12 protein-coding genes are annotated in these 15,662 nt (G+C 43.3%); 4 read left to right on the top strand and 8 right to left on the bottom strand.

Annotated elements, in window-relative coordinates:
• Positions 1-27 precede the first annotated feature (27 nt).
• The 3 genes from Q0C29_RS01470 (at position 28) to Q0C29_RS01460 (ending at position 2,133) form a co-directional block, all read left to right on the top strand.
• Positions 28-1,095, top strand: a complete 1,068-nt coding sequence (locus Q0C29_RS01470) for an ATP-binding protein (RefSeq protein WP_291998885.1) — start codon at positions 28-30, stop codon at positions 1,093-1,095.
• 463 nt (positions 1,096-1,558) lie between these two features.
• Positions 1,559-1,756 (top strand): hypothetical protein, encoded by a 198-nt coding sequence (locus Q0C29_RS01465; protein ID WP_291998884.1) that lies wholly within the window; start codon positions 1,559-1,561, stop codon positions 1,754-1,756.
• Between the two features lie 29 nt (positions 1,757-1,785).
• On the top strand, positions 1,786-2,133 hold the full coding sequence (locus tag Q0C29_RS01460; RefSeq protein ID WP_367173596.1) for a DUF488 domain-containing protein: 348 nt from the start codon (positions 1,786-1,788) through the stop codon (positions 2,131-2,133).
• A gap of 265 nt (positions 2,134-2,398) precedes the next feature.
• On the opposite strand, the gene sucD is transcribed toward Q0C29_RS01460, so the two are convergent.
• The 4 genes from sucD to Q0C29_RS01440 form a co-directional block, all read right to left on the bottom strand.
• The gene (gene sucD, locus Q0C29_RS01455; protein ID WP_291998882.1) at positions 2,399-3,274 is read right to left on the bottom strand and encodes a succinate--CoA ligase subunit alpha; all 876 of its coding nucleotides are present in this window, start codon (positions 3,272-3,274) and stop codon (positions 2,399-2,401) included.
• Entirely contained in the window at positions 3,271-4,404 is a 1,134-nt protein-coding gene (gene sucC / locus Q0C29_RS01450; RefSeq protein WP_291998881.1) for an ADP-forming succinate--CoA ligase subunit beta, read from the bottom strand. The genes sucD and sucC overlap by 4 nt, the downstream gene beginning before the upstream one ends.
• Before the next feature lie 55 nt (positions 4,405-4,459).
• Positions 4,460-6,034, bottom strand: a complete 1,575-nt coding sequence (locus tag Q0C29_RS01445) for a DNA topoisomerase VI subunit B (RefSeq protein WP_291998880.1) — start codon at positions 6,032-6,034, stop codon at positions 4,460-4,462.
• 126 nt (positions 6,035-6,160) lie between these two features.
• Entirely contained in the window at positions 6,161-9,004 is a 2,844-nt protein-coding gene (locus tag Q0C29_RS01440; protein ID WP_291998879.1) for a thermopsin family protease, read from the bottom strand.
• 325 nt (positions 9,005-9,329) lie between these two features.
• Between Q0C29_RS01440 and Q0C29_RS01435 the strand changes: the two genes are divergently transcribed.
• Positions 9,330-12,206 carry a glycoside hydrolase family 3 N-terminal domain-containing protein gene (locus tag Q0C29_RS01435; RefSeq protein WP_291998878.1) on the top strand — a complete coding sequence of 959 codons (2,877 nt, stop codon included), beginning with the start codon at positions 9,330-9,332 and terminating at the stop codon, positions 12,204-12,206.
• A gap of 160 nt (positions 12,207-12,366) precedes the next feature.
• Here Q0C29_RS01435 and Q0C29_RS01430 read toward each other — a convergent pair whose 3' ends face one another.
• From Q0C29_RS01430 to Q0C29_RS01415, 4 genes are all read right to left on the bottom strand, one after another.
• Entirely contained in the window at positions 12,367-12,609 is a 243-nt protein-coding gene (locus Q0C29_RS01430) for a 30S ribosomal protein S28e (RefSeq protein WP_291998877.1), read from the bottom strand.
• Positions 12,610-12,614: 5 nt separating this feature from the next.
• A complete protein-coding gene (rpl7ae, locus tag Q0C29_RS01425) occupies positions 12,615-13,109 on the bottom strand; it encodes a 50S ribosomal protein L7Ae (RefSeq protein WP_291998876.1) in 495 nt (164 codons plus the stop codon).
• A 58-nt stretch (positions 13,110-13,167) separates the two neighbouring features.
• Positions 13,168-13,782, bottom strand: a complete 615-nt coding sequence (locus tag Q0C29_RS01420; protein ID WP_291998875.1) for a DUF2067 family protein — start codon at positions 13,780-13,782, stop codon at positions 13,168-13,170.
• Positions 13,783-13,868: 86 nt separating this feature from the next.
• On the bottom strand, positions 13,869-15,557 hold the full coding sequence (locus tag Q0C29_RS01415; protein WP_291998874.1) for an AAA family ATPase: 1,689 nt from the start codon (positions 15,555-15,557) through the stop codon (positions 13,869-13,871).
• Positions 15,558-15,662: the final 105 nt, after the last annotated feature.

Genomic DNA, 15,662 nt, shown 5'->3' with positions numbered 1-15,662 from the left:
ATTAGGGTTAAGGAGAGTTTAAGGGACTTGTTCGACAGGGAGGGTGAGGTTAATAGGCTTAGGGATAGCTTGAATGAGCCACTTATAGTTGTCTTTGGCCTTAGGAGGGTTGGTAAATCATCCCTAATTAAGGCTGTACTTAATGAACACATGCCCAACAGCTACTTCTACATAGATTTAAGACGATTTGAGGAGCGGGGTTACGTAAGCTACCGTGATTTCGTGAAGGCCCTCGAGGACACTATTAATGATAGGGTTAGGTCAAGGAAGTTAATGACCATGCTTTCGAAGATTAGGGGCGTGAGCATTAGTGGCTTTAGGGTGAGCTTTTCATGGGGTGCGGATAGGGTTATGTTGGCCGATATACTAGATACAGTAAATGATTGGGCTGGTGATGAGGGGTTAAGGGCTGTTATAGTGCTTGATGAGGCTCAGGAGCTTGTTAAGGCGAAGGGCTTCAACATACTGCCTACATTAGCCTACGCCTACGATAACTTAAGAAACATAACACTGATTATAACTGGCTCAGAGTTCAGGGTCTTTACCAAGTTCCTAAAATTAACGTATCCCGAATCACCACTATTCGGTAGGGCCTACGTAGATATCACACTAAGGCCCTTTAGCAGGGATCAAGCGGTTGAATTCCTAAGGCGAGGCTTCGCTGAGCATGGCATTGAGTTTAATGAGGCTGAGCGTATTTATGAGGAGCTTGGTGGGAATCCAGGCTGGTTGACCTTGTTCGGGTATAGGGCGTTGAGGGTAGGGATTCATGAGGCCTTAAATGAGGTTAAGATGGAGGCGGTTAAGTTAATTCGTAGGGAGGTTTGCAACTTCATCAACGAGGGCAGGCATCTGGCTGAGCGGAGGTACATAAGAATATTGGAGACTTGTATCAATGGGTGCAGTTGGTCTATGATTAAGAGGACGCTTGAGGCCATGGAGGGTAGGGAGCTTAACAATGCAGCCGTGGCTTCGTTAATAAAGGCGCTACTAGACTACTCACTACTCATCAAGGAGGGTGATAACTATGCGCTACCGGATAAGTTAATGAGAGATGCCGTAATGGGTCTCAGATGTTTCACAAATTACCCCTAATTCATAGGGGGTGGTGAAAGGGTTTTTAAGACTAAGGGGGTTGTAGTCATGCTATTTGATGAGAGGCCTAAAGTGACTAGGGCTGACCTGTATGATAGGGATAGGGAGCTTAACGAGATCCTACAACATCAATAAGCCAAGGGGTTAGGAGGATTGGTAAAACCTCAATAGTTAACGTCGCATTAAGCGAGGTTAAGATACCCTATGTATTTATTGACTGTAGGTCACTTAGGATTAACTACGGTAGGTCGGACCTATATAGGTTAATATCTAATGCCTTATCATCTAGCCTCGATAAGCTTATCAACATATTAAGGAGGGTTAGCGGAATTTCAATACTGGGTAATGCCGTTGAAATTAGATGAAAGGGTAGGGAGCAGGTTAGCTTAGCTGAATTGCTTGATAGGCTTAATGAAGAGGGGTTATCATAGTCTTCGACGAGGCTCAGAGACTGAGGGGCCCCTTGTCAAGTGAGGTTCTCAATGCCCTGGTCCATGCCTATGACTTCGACAGAAACGTAACATTCATATTAACGGGGTCTGAGGTTGGTCTACTATACGACTTCATATGTGTTGAGGATCCTAAGTCACCACTGTTCGGTAGATTCTTCTATGAGATTGATGTGAATAGGTTCGAGGTAACTAGGGTAAGTTTAATTTAAGGCACACCCCTATTAGCCTAATGACTGCATTGATAAGGGTTAAACGGATCTATGAACCACCATTAAGCAGTGATGGCGTGAGGATCCTAGTGGATAGATTATGGCCTAGGGGTATTAGTAAGGATGAGGCTAAGGTTGATTTATGGTTAAGGGATGTGGCTCCTAGCGATGAGTTAAGGAGGTGGTTCAGCCATGATCCAGCTAAGTGGGAGGAATTTAAGAGTAGGTACTTTAATGAACTAAGGAATAATCCTAAGGTGAAGGTTATAATTGAGATGCTTAGGGAAGGTAAAACAATAACCCTACTCTACTCATCAAAGTCACCCTACAATAACGCAGTAGCATTAAGGGAATACCTAGAATTGTTATTAAGTTAATGAATCCTAGATGTGGTACTTTAAGGCATTGACCCATGTAACCTTGTAAACAGATGTCAAAAATATTACGATTGTAAGGTTCTAGGGCATCTATTTTAGTGAGTTAATGACTCTGGTTTTTGCGTATTTACTTTGTACTCCCCTTGGGTTAACGAGTCTTTATTTACATAATCAGCATTTATGATTATTATCCCAACCAGTGGAGTAGGTGTAATTAATGAAATAGCGTGAATATTAAAAACATTATTTTAAGTTGATTACTTCATTACTTTGAGAGTTCACGAACAAGCTTAACAACTTCAAGCGGTGTCTTAGCAACCTTGATTCCAACTGACTCAAGTGCCTTAACCTTACCCTCATAGGTGCCTACTCCCATTGATATTATCGCGCCTGCATGGCCAAGTCTCTTACCTGGTGGTGCAGTTCTACCGGCTATGAAGGCTACAATCGGCTTAGTTACCTTACCCTCCCTAACAAGATTAGCAAGCCTCTCCTCCTGATCACCGCCTATTTCACCAATTACTACTAGGTACTTTGTTTCAGGATCATTCTCATACATTAAGGCAGCCTCAACCATATCAGTGCCTATTATTGGGTCACCACCAATACCAACCACAGTGCTTTGACCAAAACCAGCCTGGGTTAGGTGGTATGATATTTCGTACGTTAAGGTACCACTACGGGATATTATACCAACCGGCCCCTTCTTAACGTAGACGCTGTTAGGCAGTATACCAACCTTACTTACTGTTGGACTAACAACACCTGGGCAGTTTGGCCCAATTATCACTGTGCCCTTGTACTTGGCGTAGTTAACAAACCTTATTGCATCGTGTATGGGGATATGTTCAGTTATTATCACCACTAGCCTTATCCCATTATCCACAGCCTCGTAGACAGCGTCTGAGGCGAACCTGGCTGGGACAAATATTATTGAAGTGTTTATTTCAGGGTGTTTCCTTAATGCATCCTCCACTGAATCATAGACTGGAACACCGTGGACCTGTTGACCACCCCTACCTGGCGTTACCCCAGCAACCACCTTAGTGCCGTATTGAAGCATGTACAGTGTATGCCTAGACCCCTCACTACCTGTTATTCCCTGCACCAATACCCTAGTATTCTGATCAACCAGTATCATCTTCCACCACCCTGTAGATTCTTCATTAATTCACCTATGGCCTCCTCGGCCGTTTCATAAATTTTAACCCCCAGTGGGGCCAGTATTCTCCTACCTTCCTCCTCATTAGTTCCCTTCAGCCTTATTGCTAATGGCTTAGATGCGCCAATCTCCTTAAAGGCCTCAACAACCCCGTACGCAACCTCATCTCCTCTAGTTATTCCACCAAATATATTCAATACAATACCCTTAATTCTCTCATCCTTAAGTAGTAATGTTAAGGCAGCCTTAACAATATCCCTACTTGCTCCACCTCCAACGTCAAGGAAGTCCGCCGGCTCACCCTTAAACTCCTTAACTAAGTCCATTGTTGCCATTGTTAATCCAGCCCCATTACCAACCACACCCACGTAGCCTGGTAACTCCACGTAGTGGAAGCCGTACTTCCTGGCCTCAAGCTCCTCCCTGGTTAAGTCGCCCTCCTCCTCAACTGAAATGTCCCCATGCCTATACAACGCATTATCATCAATCATTATTTTAACGTCAAGGGCAACGAAGTTACCGTCCCTTGTTAAGGCAAGCGGATTAATCTCCACTAACTCAGCATCATACGTCTCAAACACATTGTACATTATCCTGAGGAGTGAGGCGAACTTCGAGGCTAAGTCCCCTGTGAAGCCCATGAACTTATTAATTGCGTTAACGGTGTAGTCCCTAAGACCCTCAAAGGGGTGGATCCTGGCCCTGTATATTTTCTCAGGGCTTGTCCTAGCTATCTCCTCAATATCAACCCCACCTTCTGGTGAAGCTAGGATTATGAATGTCCTACTGGATCTGTCTATGGTTACTGAGACATAGTACTCCTTAGCAACATCAACCCCCTCCTCAAGTAGAACCTTCTTAACCTCGAAGTCCTGAATAACCTTACCCAAGTACTCTGACGCTATTTGCTTAGCCTCATCCTTATTACTAGCCCTCTTAACAAGCCCCATCTTAGCCCTACCGGCGAAGGGTACTTGGGACTTAACGAAGACTGGGTACTTTAGGTTACTCTTATCAATGTCGCTCACGCTACTGATTACAATGCCCTTAGGCACACTTACACCGTACTTAGCCAGTATCTCCTTACCCTTATACTCAAGCAGCCTCATCAATCAGTGCTTAAGCCTGGGTGTTTTACGCTTTACTAACGTAACAGGTATCCGTTTAAGTAACTACAACGTTGCTTACCTCACCTTCAGTAATGGTGGGTGGACCAGCCCTTATGTCAAGACCTAGCTTCCTCTTAATCAACTCCTCAAGCTTACCCTTAATCACACCTTCATCAACCCCAGACGCGAAGGATAATGCTGAGGAAACCTCATCAGTGTAAAGCCTAAGTATAGCGTACTTAGTTAGCAATTCATGTTCCCTCTCCTTTCTGGCTAAGTAAACCTTAAGCTTCCTGGCAACCTCCCTGACCGCTAACCTAACCTCCTTTTCAATCTCAGGAACATCAGCAATAGCCTCCTTACCAGCTGAGGCATAGGGTATTTTAGTTGAGCATACGTGAACCACTACGGCTAGGGGGGCTGGGAACTTAACCCTGTATTGGCTCCAATCAACCTCATCAATGACGTGCCTAATCACATCACTACCCTCATCTTGGAGTAGGGGAACTTTATTAGCGTACCTGTATAGTATTGGCTTATCCAAAGGCATTATTGACCCACCCCATGCTATGGCAGCCTCAACTATGAATGGGTGACCTGAGTATGAGGCAGGCTTCCTAGTGGTTACGAACACTGCCTCAGGCTTAAGGACGTGGAGTATACCGTTAGCCAGTATCTTCTCACCAATGGGGGAAAGCCAGTCAGCCCTTGGTCTCCTCCAACCATTGAATTGCCTCATCTTCTCCGCAAGCATTCTTAATTCAGTCTCGCTGAGTCTCTTAACATGCTTACTAGCCCTAATGTTCACTGTTTTTAGGAACTCCTTAACAGTCTCATCACCAATACCATCGAAGTTCTCCCTAAGGAAGTCAATGAGCGGGATGTCACTGTTCCTGTTTATTAACTGCTTAAGGGACTCAAGGTCAATGCTACTTGGGTGAGGTAAACCCTCCATAGGCGGCTTCGGCATTATTGTCGTTATCCTATTGAACCTGATGACCTCGTTATTAGGCTCAATAAGAATTATCTCCGCGTAGGGGGTTATCATGGCGGTCCTAGTGAAGTATTCCTCAATCCTACTCTTCGCATACTGCCAATTACCCTCAAGAACCACCTTAACGGCGGTACCATGCCAACCGTACTTATTCTCAACCCTAACGTGACTATGTATTACTGGCTTATTCTTAACAGTATCTATGCTGATTTCATAAGTGTATATGTATTGAGAACCCTTCATTGAACTCGTTACCCTAACAGGCATTCCTGAGGTTGATTGGGCGTAGAGGACAACCATCTTGGCGCCAAGTCCAAAAATGCCCCTATGTTGCTTAATCCTGTATTTAGAGCTGTAGAATATTTGCCCAAAGACATTGGGTATTTCCTCCTCAGGGATGCCTATGCCGTTATCCTCAACGTATATTGAGTATATGTCCTTATCCTTATCAATGTACCTTATTGCTGCTTTAACGGAGGGTAATATGCCGTGATTCTCAGTGGCATCTAGGGCATTCTCAATAAGTTCCCTGACCGTTTGATACATTGCCCTACTGGGGCTTGAGAAGCCCGCAATCTCCTTATTGCGCCTAAACCACTCAGCCGGTGTAAGTGACTCAAAGGCAACATCAGACATATACATACACCACATGTATGAAGCTCTTTTAAGCCTTTCTACGCGAGATAATGTCATGCGTCATTCAGCTGCTTAATAATGAAAAATTGAAAATAGGTGAAGATATAAATCAATCATTAACAAACATTAGGATCTATTAACTCCACCATGTGAAGCAACTAAAATTAATATAATAATAATTACAAGTAAGGCTATTGAATAGTAAATCACGTAATCCCTAACCCAATCCACACTCACCGTTAATGGCTCATTAACAGTCACATTAATGGGTAGTGAACTGTGAGCTTGACCATTAATAAACACTGAAGTTAACCTAATAACAGTTAAATTACCCTCAATAACCCTCATTGGGCCACTTAAAATGATTAAGGCACCTGCATTAACCCACTCGGAGTAATTCCTAAACTCAGAACCATTGATCCTTAACGGTATTGGACTGGTTACATTAACTAGGTACTGCCTAACCCAAGTGATAGTAATGTTGAGGGGTTTATTAACCTTAATGAGCATTAATGATGAGTTTAAAGGAAGTAGCCTAGTTTCATTACTGAAGTATTGGATTGTAAGCGTAATATTAATTAATGAACTTGCGTTGAACCACCCAAGCAGTGATCCTAGTAAAGTACCATTTAATGTGAAGGATGCTGGACTGGTTACATTAACTAAGTATTGCTTAACCCAATTAACAGTGAGGTTAAGGGGCCTATTAATGATTACTTTAATCATTGTTGAATTAAGGAGCAGTAACCTGGTTCCATTATTGAAGTAGTAGTGGGACTGCGCATTGATTACCAGGGTACTTGATTCATTAAACCAGTTAATTAGGGAGATTAACCGAGACCCATTCACTATTATAGGGACTGGACTACTAATGTTAACCAAGTACTGCCTAACCCATTTCACAGCAGCCTTAATTGGTTTATCAACAGTAATTAAAGCGGATGAGTTAAGGGACATTAACCGTACACTACCATTAACGTAGTAGTACCTTGGCACTGTTACATTAATTATGCTGCCTGAGTTCACCCAATGTACATAATTTATTGAATGACTACTGTTAATTAGGATTGGGACAACGCTACTAATGTTGACTAAATACTGCCTAACCCATGAGGTAGTAATGACTAATGGATGCGTAACCACAATGCCTACGCTAGACTTATTCAAGGCCATTAACCTAGTTCCATTATTGAAGTAAATGAAGCCCGGTATCGTTAATACCAATATGGAACCTTCATTAACCCAATTCACGTAGCTTAACGTTAATGAACCATTAATATTAATGGGTACAATACTACTGGCGTTGACTAAGTATTGCCTAATCCAGTTAATAGTAAGGTTTAATGGTGTCCTAACAGTAATATTAATTGAAGTCTCGTTAGTAGTCTTAACCCTAGTTAAGTTATTGAAGGTGTAAATGGACTTAACTCTAATCACTAGTGATGAGTTCGCAGGCACCCAACTCTCAATATTAGTTACTGCGAATGTACCATTAACTAAGGTAACGTTAATAGGGTACTGCGACCTAAGCGCCACTAGGAAGTATACGCTGTAGTTACCCCTTATTATGCATGATGACAATTTATTAATGCTTGGAACCACTTCGACCGAACTATTACTAATTAACCGTACTGCTCCATTACATGATTCAATAATGCCCTTAAAAACATACGTAATCCCATTACCCCTTATTATCATGGGTAAGGCAACCATGGTTTCTTTAAATACGTAGAAGCCCCTAACGGTACCATTTGGGTAAATCACCTCAATAAAGCTCGTGGGTATTGTTGGTTTAAAGGCATTAGTTAACTCACCGTAGTATGGTATACCCACTGTGACCTGCACATTACCGTTACTGGCTATTGATGTTACTAAGTCAGTTGCAGATTCAGCAGTATTCATACCAAAGTTGTAGACTTGGCTGTAAGGCACCCAGCCTGACCCACCCCAATGCATTATGGCTAATTGGGCATTGAGGCTTTCAAAGGTAGTCTGCTCACCGTTAAAGCTTCCCCCGAAAACTAACTCAACGTCATAGGCGTATCCACCTCCAGTTTCCTCATAGGGGGTGGTTACTATTAATGCTTGCTTAGCCTTTACTCCTAAAGTCACATTGTCAAACCACGTAATAGTAGGCGATGCGTAATTACTCCCATTCCTTATTATGGCGTAGCCGAACATGACTACCACTGAACCATTAATTAAAGTCACGTTAACCTCCAGGTAACCTGATAATGGTAAACTATACTTGTTGAAACTACTAATGTAACCGTAATACCATTGGTTAATGCCCATAACCTCATAAACTCTTCCGGAGCCATTAATTAAGTACTGGGACATGTTGGCTTTAGGGGCTGTAGCATTCCAAACATTATCAACCACCCTAAACACTCCCTCATTAGTAATGAATATTAAGGCATCTTGAAGCCAATACTCCTGAAAACCGCCATTAATTAATTCAACCCTCACCACGGCATTTAATTGAAGGCTAGCACCACCCTTAGGTACCCTTAGTATGTTGACTGCGGTGTAGCTTGCGTTCCAAGCCCTAATGCTACTTACATTGAAGTAGCCTAAAATGGCGGTGGTGTTAATAGGCATGGTTGATGATACACCGGTTGGGGCTAATCCAATAACGTTAATACTGACGTTAGTGACCCCATTGCATTGGGTGGGGTATAGTACTACGTAGTATGTGCCTGGTGGAATGCGTATTAAGTAGGCGCCTGTGGTGACCCTGCTTGAGTAGACTGCATATGCGTTACCGCTACTACTCCACCTACTGTACTGTGTTGGCGTAAAGACGTATAGGTTATAGGACCCATTCATCACTTTAACCAGTAATCCTTGACCAATATTGACATTAACATTAGGCCAGTAGTACCAGCAAGCGGCTGATTGGGCGTTGGCTATTACTGCCGAGGTGGTTGTCAATATAATAATGAGTATCATAGCCCTAATTGTATTCATTAAAACACTCACCTCCTTTTCCTGCGCTTACCTTCCCTCACTTGAATACGTAATAATGATGCATACGCGCAGTAGTACTTAACCATTATGCGCGTTAACAGCATGCGTAACTTCATGATAATTTAAAGCAGTTAACAGTGTTTTAAACTGTTTCCGTAATTGAAGTTAATTCAACGAGGCCCTGAGAATCCCATTACCCTTACCACGTACTTAAGCCCTGTCCTTTAGGGCAAGGAAGGTAAACCAATTAGTTATGGCGCGTATTACTTAAAAATAGTACTGACTTATAGTTAATTATTCAACTATGTCTAAGTCAACTCATTTCATGCCTAGTAGCATTAAAAGAAGCGATATGTATCACGGTGGGTGGATTGACCATGATAAGGATGGCGTAATGGCACCCTTTGAGGATCCTGGTAAGCCGATTGATGATAGGGTTGAGGATTTACTCAGTAGGATGACTATTGAGGAGAAGGTTGCACAACTTAGGTCAGCTATGACGGATAGCCTTGATGTAGGTAACTTATCCATAGTACTCAGGAACACTGAACCCGCTGAGGGTGCTGTTAAGGCTAATGAGATTCAGAGGAGGTTTCTTGAGGAGACTAGGTTAGGAATACCTGTGATAATCCATGATGAGTGTCTACATGGCTGCGTTGCGAAGCACTCAACGGTATTTCCACAGTCAATAGCATTGGCGGCAACGTGGGATGTTGACTTAATGTATAGGGTTGCTAAGGCTATCGCTAGGGAGACTAGGGTTAGGGGTATTAGGCAATGCCTATCCCCTGTGGTTAACCTTAGCTTCGACGCTAGGGCCGGTAGGACTGAGGAGACTTACGGTGAAGACCCATACTTGGCGTCTCAAATGGCTTATGCTTACGTTAAGGCGCTTAGAGAGGAGGGCATAGTGGCTACCCCCAAGCACTACATAATGAACTTCGTTGGTGATGGTGGTAGGGATAGTGCCGAAATACACATGAGTGAGAGGTTCATTAGGGAGACTGAACTACCCGTATTCAAGGCTGCCATTAAGGCTGGGGCATTATCAGTAATGGCGGCGTACAACTCAATAGATGGTGTACCATGCTCAATGAGTAAGTATTGGCTAACAGAGGTTCTTAGGTGGGAATTAGGGTTCGAGGGCTTTGTGGTGTCTGATTATGGTTCAGTCACCGGTATAATTAATAGGCATTATATAACTGATAATCCTGAGGAGGTTGCTAAACTGTCCCTTGAGGCTGGGCTTGATGTTGAATTCCCAGGGTTCTCAATATACGGTGAACCATTAGTTAGGGCTATTAAAAAGGGGTTGATTAGTGAAGCTGCTCTTAATGAGGCTGTTAGGAGGGTGGTGAAGTCTAAGTTCCTAATAGGCCTGTTTGATTCACCCTACGTTGACCCTGAGGAAACTAAGGTTGTTGACTCTGAGGAACATAGGAGAATAGCCCTTGAAGCAGCTGAGAAGGCTATTGTACTGCTTAAGAATAATGGTGTTTTACCAATTGATAAATCTAAGGTTAAGTCAATAGCCTTAATTGGTCCATTTGCAGATGAGGTTAGGTTAGGTGGCTATAGTGCAATGCCGAGGAGCGTAATAACACCTATTGATGCCTTTAAGGCTAGGGGCATTAACGTTACTCATGCTAAGGGATGTATAGCGGACATGGATGCCGATTACCCAATACCAACAAGGTACCTCATACCCATGGGTGAACCTAATAGGCATGGGCTCAGGGGTGAGTACTACAATAACCCTAACCTTGAGGGTGAACCAGTTGGTGTAAGGATTGATGCACCATGGGAGGGATTCTTCAGGCTTGACATGGGTTACGATCCACCATACCCAGGGCTTGACTCAGGTAAATACTCCGTTAGGTGGATCGGCTACATTACACCACCAGTCACCGGTACCTATGAGTTTAAGGTCTATGCTGCTGGGGGTGGTTTTAGGCTTACGGTTGATGGTAAAAACATAGTGGACTCGTGGGGTGCCTTGAGTAATTCCCCTAAGTCAGGCTTAATTAAGCTTGAGGGTGGGAGACAGTATGAAATTAAGCTTGAGTACGGTAGGTTAAACTACGGTTATGCATACATTAAGCTTGGTTGGGATCTAGTAGAGGACTCAATGATTAGGGAAGCTGTTGATGCGGCCTCTAAGGCTGATGTAGCAGTGGTGTTTGTGGGTATTATTGAGGGTGAGCAGAGGGATAGGGCATCCCTTAGATTACCAAGATGCCAGGAGAAGCTTATTGAGGAGGTTCTGAAGGTTAATAAGAATACTGTGGTAGTTTTAACAACCGGGAGTCCTGTTGTTGGTGAGTGGATTAGTGAGGTTCCAGCGTTGATTGAGGCATGGTACCCTGGTGAAATGGGCGGTGAGGCTATTGCTCAAGTACTCCTCGGTGAGTATAATCCTGGTGGTAAGTTACCGTTAACGTGGCCAATGCATGAGGGTCAGGAGCCACTTTACTACTTCACTAAGCCAAGTGGTAGGGTTTATGATTACGTTAACATGCCTTCAACGCCACTATTCCCCTTTGGACATGGCTTAAGCTACACTCAGTTCAAGTACAGTGACCTTAAGGTCAGCGTTAATGAGAGTGATGGTGTAGTTACAGTTTCATTTAATGTTGAGAATGTAGGTAAGTTAACGGGTGATGAAGTTGTTCAACTCTACATAAGGGATAAGTACTCAAGCATTGCTAGACCATTAATGATGCTTAGGGGCTTCAGGAGGATTAGCCTAAAGCCCGGTGAGAAGACTACTGTTGAGTTTAAGTTAACGTTAGACGACTTAGCAATGTATGATTCTGGGCTTAGACGTATTGTAGAGCCAGGGGTGTATCAAGCATTAGTTGGTTCATCATCAATGGACATTAGGCTAATGGGTGAATTCACGTTAACCCAACTAGTGAAGGGTATTATAAATGTAATTGGGGTTAATGTAAATAAGGGCAACGTTAAGGCTGGTGAATCAATTAGGGTTAAGGCTACTCTGAGGAATGAGGGTAAGGTAGGTGACTTAGTGCCCATCATGCTTAAGATTAATGGTAGAGTAACGGAGGAGCATAGGGTGTACTTAGATCCAGGTGAGGAGAGAGCAGTAACCTTCACTGTGAGACTTCATGAAGCCGGTAAACAAGTGATTTCAGTGGCCACACCAGAAGGAGAGAAGGCGGTTACAGTAGATGTAGCTTAGTGATAAATGTGAATCCTTAAAATCAACTTAAAATGTTAACTCTTTAACTTACCGTTAATCATGGCTTCCTTTATTCGAGGTTTAACATTAAAATTATGCCGCTTTTAAAAGTGGGCTATGTGCCCTTTATTGATTTTTAACTTAATATTGATTAAGTATTTTACTTCACTGTTATCTTTCTTGCTTCACGTTCAGTTTCCCTTAGCATTAATATGTCCCCGACCCTCACGGGGCCTTTAATATTCCTCGTTATTATCCTTCCCTTATCCCTGCCCTCAAGTATCCTAACTCTAACAATGTTAACTTCACCAGCTACCCCAGTCCTACCAAGTATCTGAACCACAACAGCCGCAGTGGCATCATCGTATGGGCTTAGCTTAATCTCACCACCCTCATTAGCCATTTAAATCACTCCCTCTCCCTTCTCTCCCTTTGCTGAGGCTTAGCCTGTGGTTGAGTCCTCGGTAATTGTATTGGGTTTAAGCCGGCGCTAACCCTGACATCATTTAGTTTAGTTACTAGGTCCTCAAGATCCTTAGCTGCTTGACCCGCATCAACTATGGTGACCGCCGAGGCGTATGATGATAAGCCAACGGCCTTACCTAACCTCTCCTTACTGGGTACGTAAACGTATGGTATACCCTTCTCCTCACATAGTAATGGTAGGTGCATTACTATTTCAGGTGGGTCAACATCCTCCGCTATAACTACCAGTTTAGCCAACCCCCTCTCAATCATCTTCGTAGTTTCATTGGAACCCCTCTTAACAACCCCTGTCTGCTTAGCCATGCTCACTACATTATACGTCATTTCAGCTAGCTCCTGAGGTACAGCGAACCTAACATATATTGGCTTCCCCTGAGGTGGATTCGCGTAAAAGACCCTCGGGTCTATTGTACTCATACACCATATGTGGTTCTGTACCCTTTAAAAACTTTCACAGTTAATGAGACTGTTAAGCCTATTCAATACCTTTCCTTGACGTTAACATGCCTATTACATCACTTAGATTAGTCTTAAGAGTTATGTACTCCCTTCCGTTTACATTACCCTTATTAAGCACATCCATACTCACTAACTCATCAATAGCATCGTAGACGCTTATTCCCTTAGCAACCGCAAGGGATGCTATAATCCTCTTAGCACTACTGCTAATGTCTAAGTCAACCATGGTTGCATAGGCCTCGGAAAGCCTTCTCACAATCTCAATGACCTTACTTAGGCTTGCACCTGTACGTAACCTTGATTCATTTAACTCAGCGTAATAACCCATTAGTCTAAGGGTTAATTCAATAGTTTCAGGTGGTATGGGTGACTTAGGCTTAGCCTCACGCATCACCACGGTTAAGTCAAAGACATTAACTAACCTACCCTGCCTCAAGGTTCCGTAAACCTTATGGGCTTCTGTTGAGAATACCTTAGCTAGGATTGGATTACCCCTAACCTTAACCTCAAGCCTACTGCCCTTATACTTAACGTAAACTTCCCTTGCCTTGACCTCATTCAGGTAAACGTTAATGAACCTAACGGCCTCATCAGTGTTCCTGACCTTAAACATTAACCTCCTACTGACCACAACACCCATACGGGTTTATCAGCTTAAATACTTTGCATCCCTAACTTTAACATAGCTGACACACCTTATTCATTACTTAGTCTTGGTTAAGATTGCCCATACGCCTCTATACCTCTAGTTATTCCAGCTAGGCAAGCATCAAACTGCATTGCATCATTTACGCCAGCCAACTGCTTCACGGCTATGCAGTTAACCAGAGCCTCAGCTTCCGCCCCAGTTTCAATTAGGCCGCTGGCCTTCTCTAATAACCAAGGCGGCACTATGACACCCCTCTGCTGTGCTACACCGATTATTATTGCCTTAACCATGTCGGGTGGTGGTTTAGCTACGTATATTTTTAAGTCACCTAACCTACCTGGCCTGATTAATGCTTCATCAAGTGCATTAACGTTATTGGTTGTAGCCACAACAAGAACCTTATCGTATCTTGAGGCTACCCCATCAATGTTCTGAAGAAGCACGCTCACAAGTCTATAACCCCCAGTTCCAGCCTCTTCCCTAGTCCTACCAATGGAGTCAACCTCATCAATGTATATTACGCTTGGTTGAAGCGCCCTAGCCAATGCAAAGACCCTCTCAAGCCTCCAAGCAGCCTCCCATGGTCCACCCCTCATGAGCCTACCAGCCTTAACTATAATAACCCTGAAACCCCTGTATAGGCCAAGCCAAGCAGCATAACCAAGGCCAAGAGCAGTCTTACCTGTACCAGCTGGCCCATAAAGTAAGACACCGTGAATTGGCCTAACGCCATTACCTCTAAAGCTCTCGGCTGCAATAATAAGTTCCCTCTTGGCTGAATCTAACCCTATTAAAGCTTCCCAATCCTCACGGTAATACTTGGTTAAATTATACTTATCAGGTATATCTGCTATACTACCGTACAACATTGGTAGTACATCAGCGCTATTCACATACCAAACCCCAACATACGATGCAGGTAGTGCAGCGGCAAGTAGTAGTAACATGTTTTGTACAATTAAAAATACTGGTAATTGGTCGTAAGCCAACATTGGTATTACTGATGCTACTGAAGCCAGTAACGAGGATAAGATTGGGGAAACAGGCCCCTTAATTAACCTGGCTAATGATGGTGAAGCAACGTAAACAACAGCCATCACTATTACTAAGGATAGTATGGTTGGGTTACTGTAGGTTGCAATATTAGTGACGAAGACACCATAGAAGTTTAAGGGTGTTAACGATATTGGGTCCCATGGTAATGTACCTTGCATCATGCTACCGATTAGGTAGGTTAAAACGTACGTTAAGGCTGGGAGAGTTGGCATTGAGAATGCTTCATAAGCTGATATTACGCCACCCGCTAAACCCCATGCAGCACCAATTAATGGACCTGGCCATGGTTGAAACATCAGTAGTAATGAGCCTATTGAGAACAGTGGACTCACGCCTTGGCTTGATGATGAGTTGAATAACTTAATCTGGACACCTATTATTATTGCTGGTATTAACAGTAGGGGTGTTAACCTAAGCATTGAGCCAATGGGGTTCCTGTAGAACCATGACCACGAGGCTAATGCTAATGCCATTACGTACGCAAGCAAGCCTAGAATTGAAGCTTGGTTAAGTCTACCTACGGCACTAATTGCAATAAGGCCACCCAGTATCACCAGCATTAGTAGCATAAAGCCGTGGTTAGTGATTGCAAAAAGCGTGAATGACGCCAATGGAGATAGGGCAATTAGGGAAACAAGTAAACCACCTAGTGCCGCTATTATCCTACTAAGACTACTTGGCTTAGCGTCCTGCGTCGCCACTTAAACTACTCATGCGGATACTAAATATAAGTATCGTTTTAGGCTTAAGGCATTCAATGATTCAATCTTAATTTGATCCTAAAAGAACAAGGCTTGTTGTTTACT

Origin of the sequence: Caldivirga sp. (assembly GCF_023256255.1) — an archaeon.
Taxonomy (GTDB): domain Archaea; phylum Thermoproteota; class Thermoprotei; order Thermoproteales; family Thermocladiaceae; genus Caldivirga.
Note: the sequence above shows the minus strand (reverse complement) of the source record. Positions and strands in the feature narration are given on the sequence as shown.

Coding starts and splice junctions, on each gene's coding strand:
- Q0C29_RS01440 (WP_291998879.1), bottom strand. CDS start 9,004: ATGAATACAATTAGGGCTATGATACTCATTATTATATTGACAACCACC.
- Q0C29_RS01430 (WP_291998877.1), bottom strand. CDS start 12,609: ATGGCTAATGAGGGTGGTGAGATTAAGCTAAGCCCATACGATGATGCC.
- Q0C29_RS01445 (WP_291998880.1), bottom strand. CDS start 6,034: ATGTCTGATGTTGCCTTTGAGTCACTTACACCGGCTGAGTGGTTTAGG.
- Q0C29_RS01435 (WP_291998878.1), top strand. CDS start 9,330: ATGCCTAGTAGCATTAAAAGAAGCGATATGTATCACGGTGGGTGGATT.
- sucD (WP_291998882.1), bottom strand. CDS start 3,274: ATGATACTGGTTGATCAGAATACTAGGGTATTGGTGCAGGGAATAACA.
- sucC (WP_291998881.1), bottom strand. CDS start 4,404: ATGAGGCTGCTTGAGTATAAGGGTAAGGAGATACTGGCTAAGTACGGT.
- rpl7ae (WP_291998876.1), bottom strand. CDS start 13,109: ATGAGTACAATAGACCCGAGGGTCTTTTACGCGAATCCACCTCAGGGG.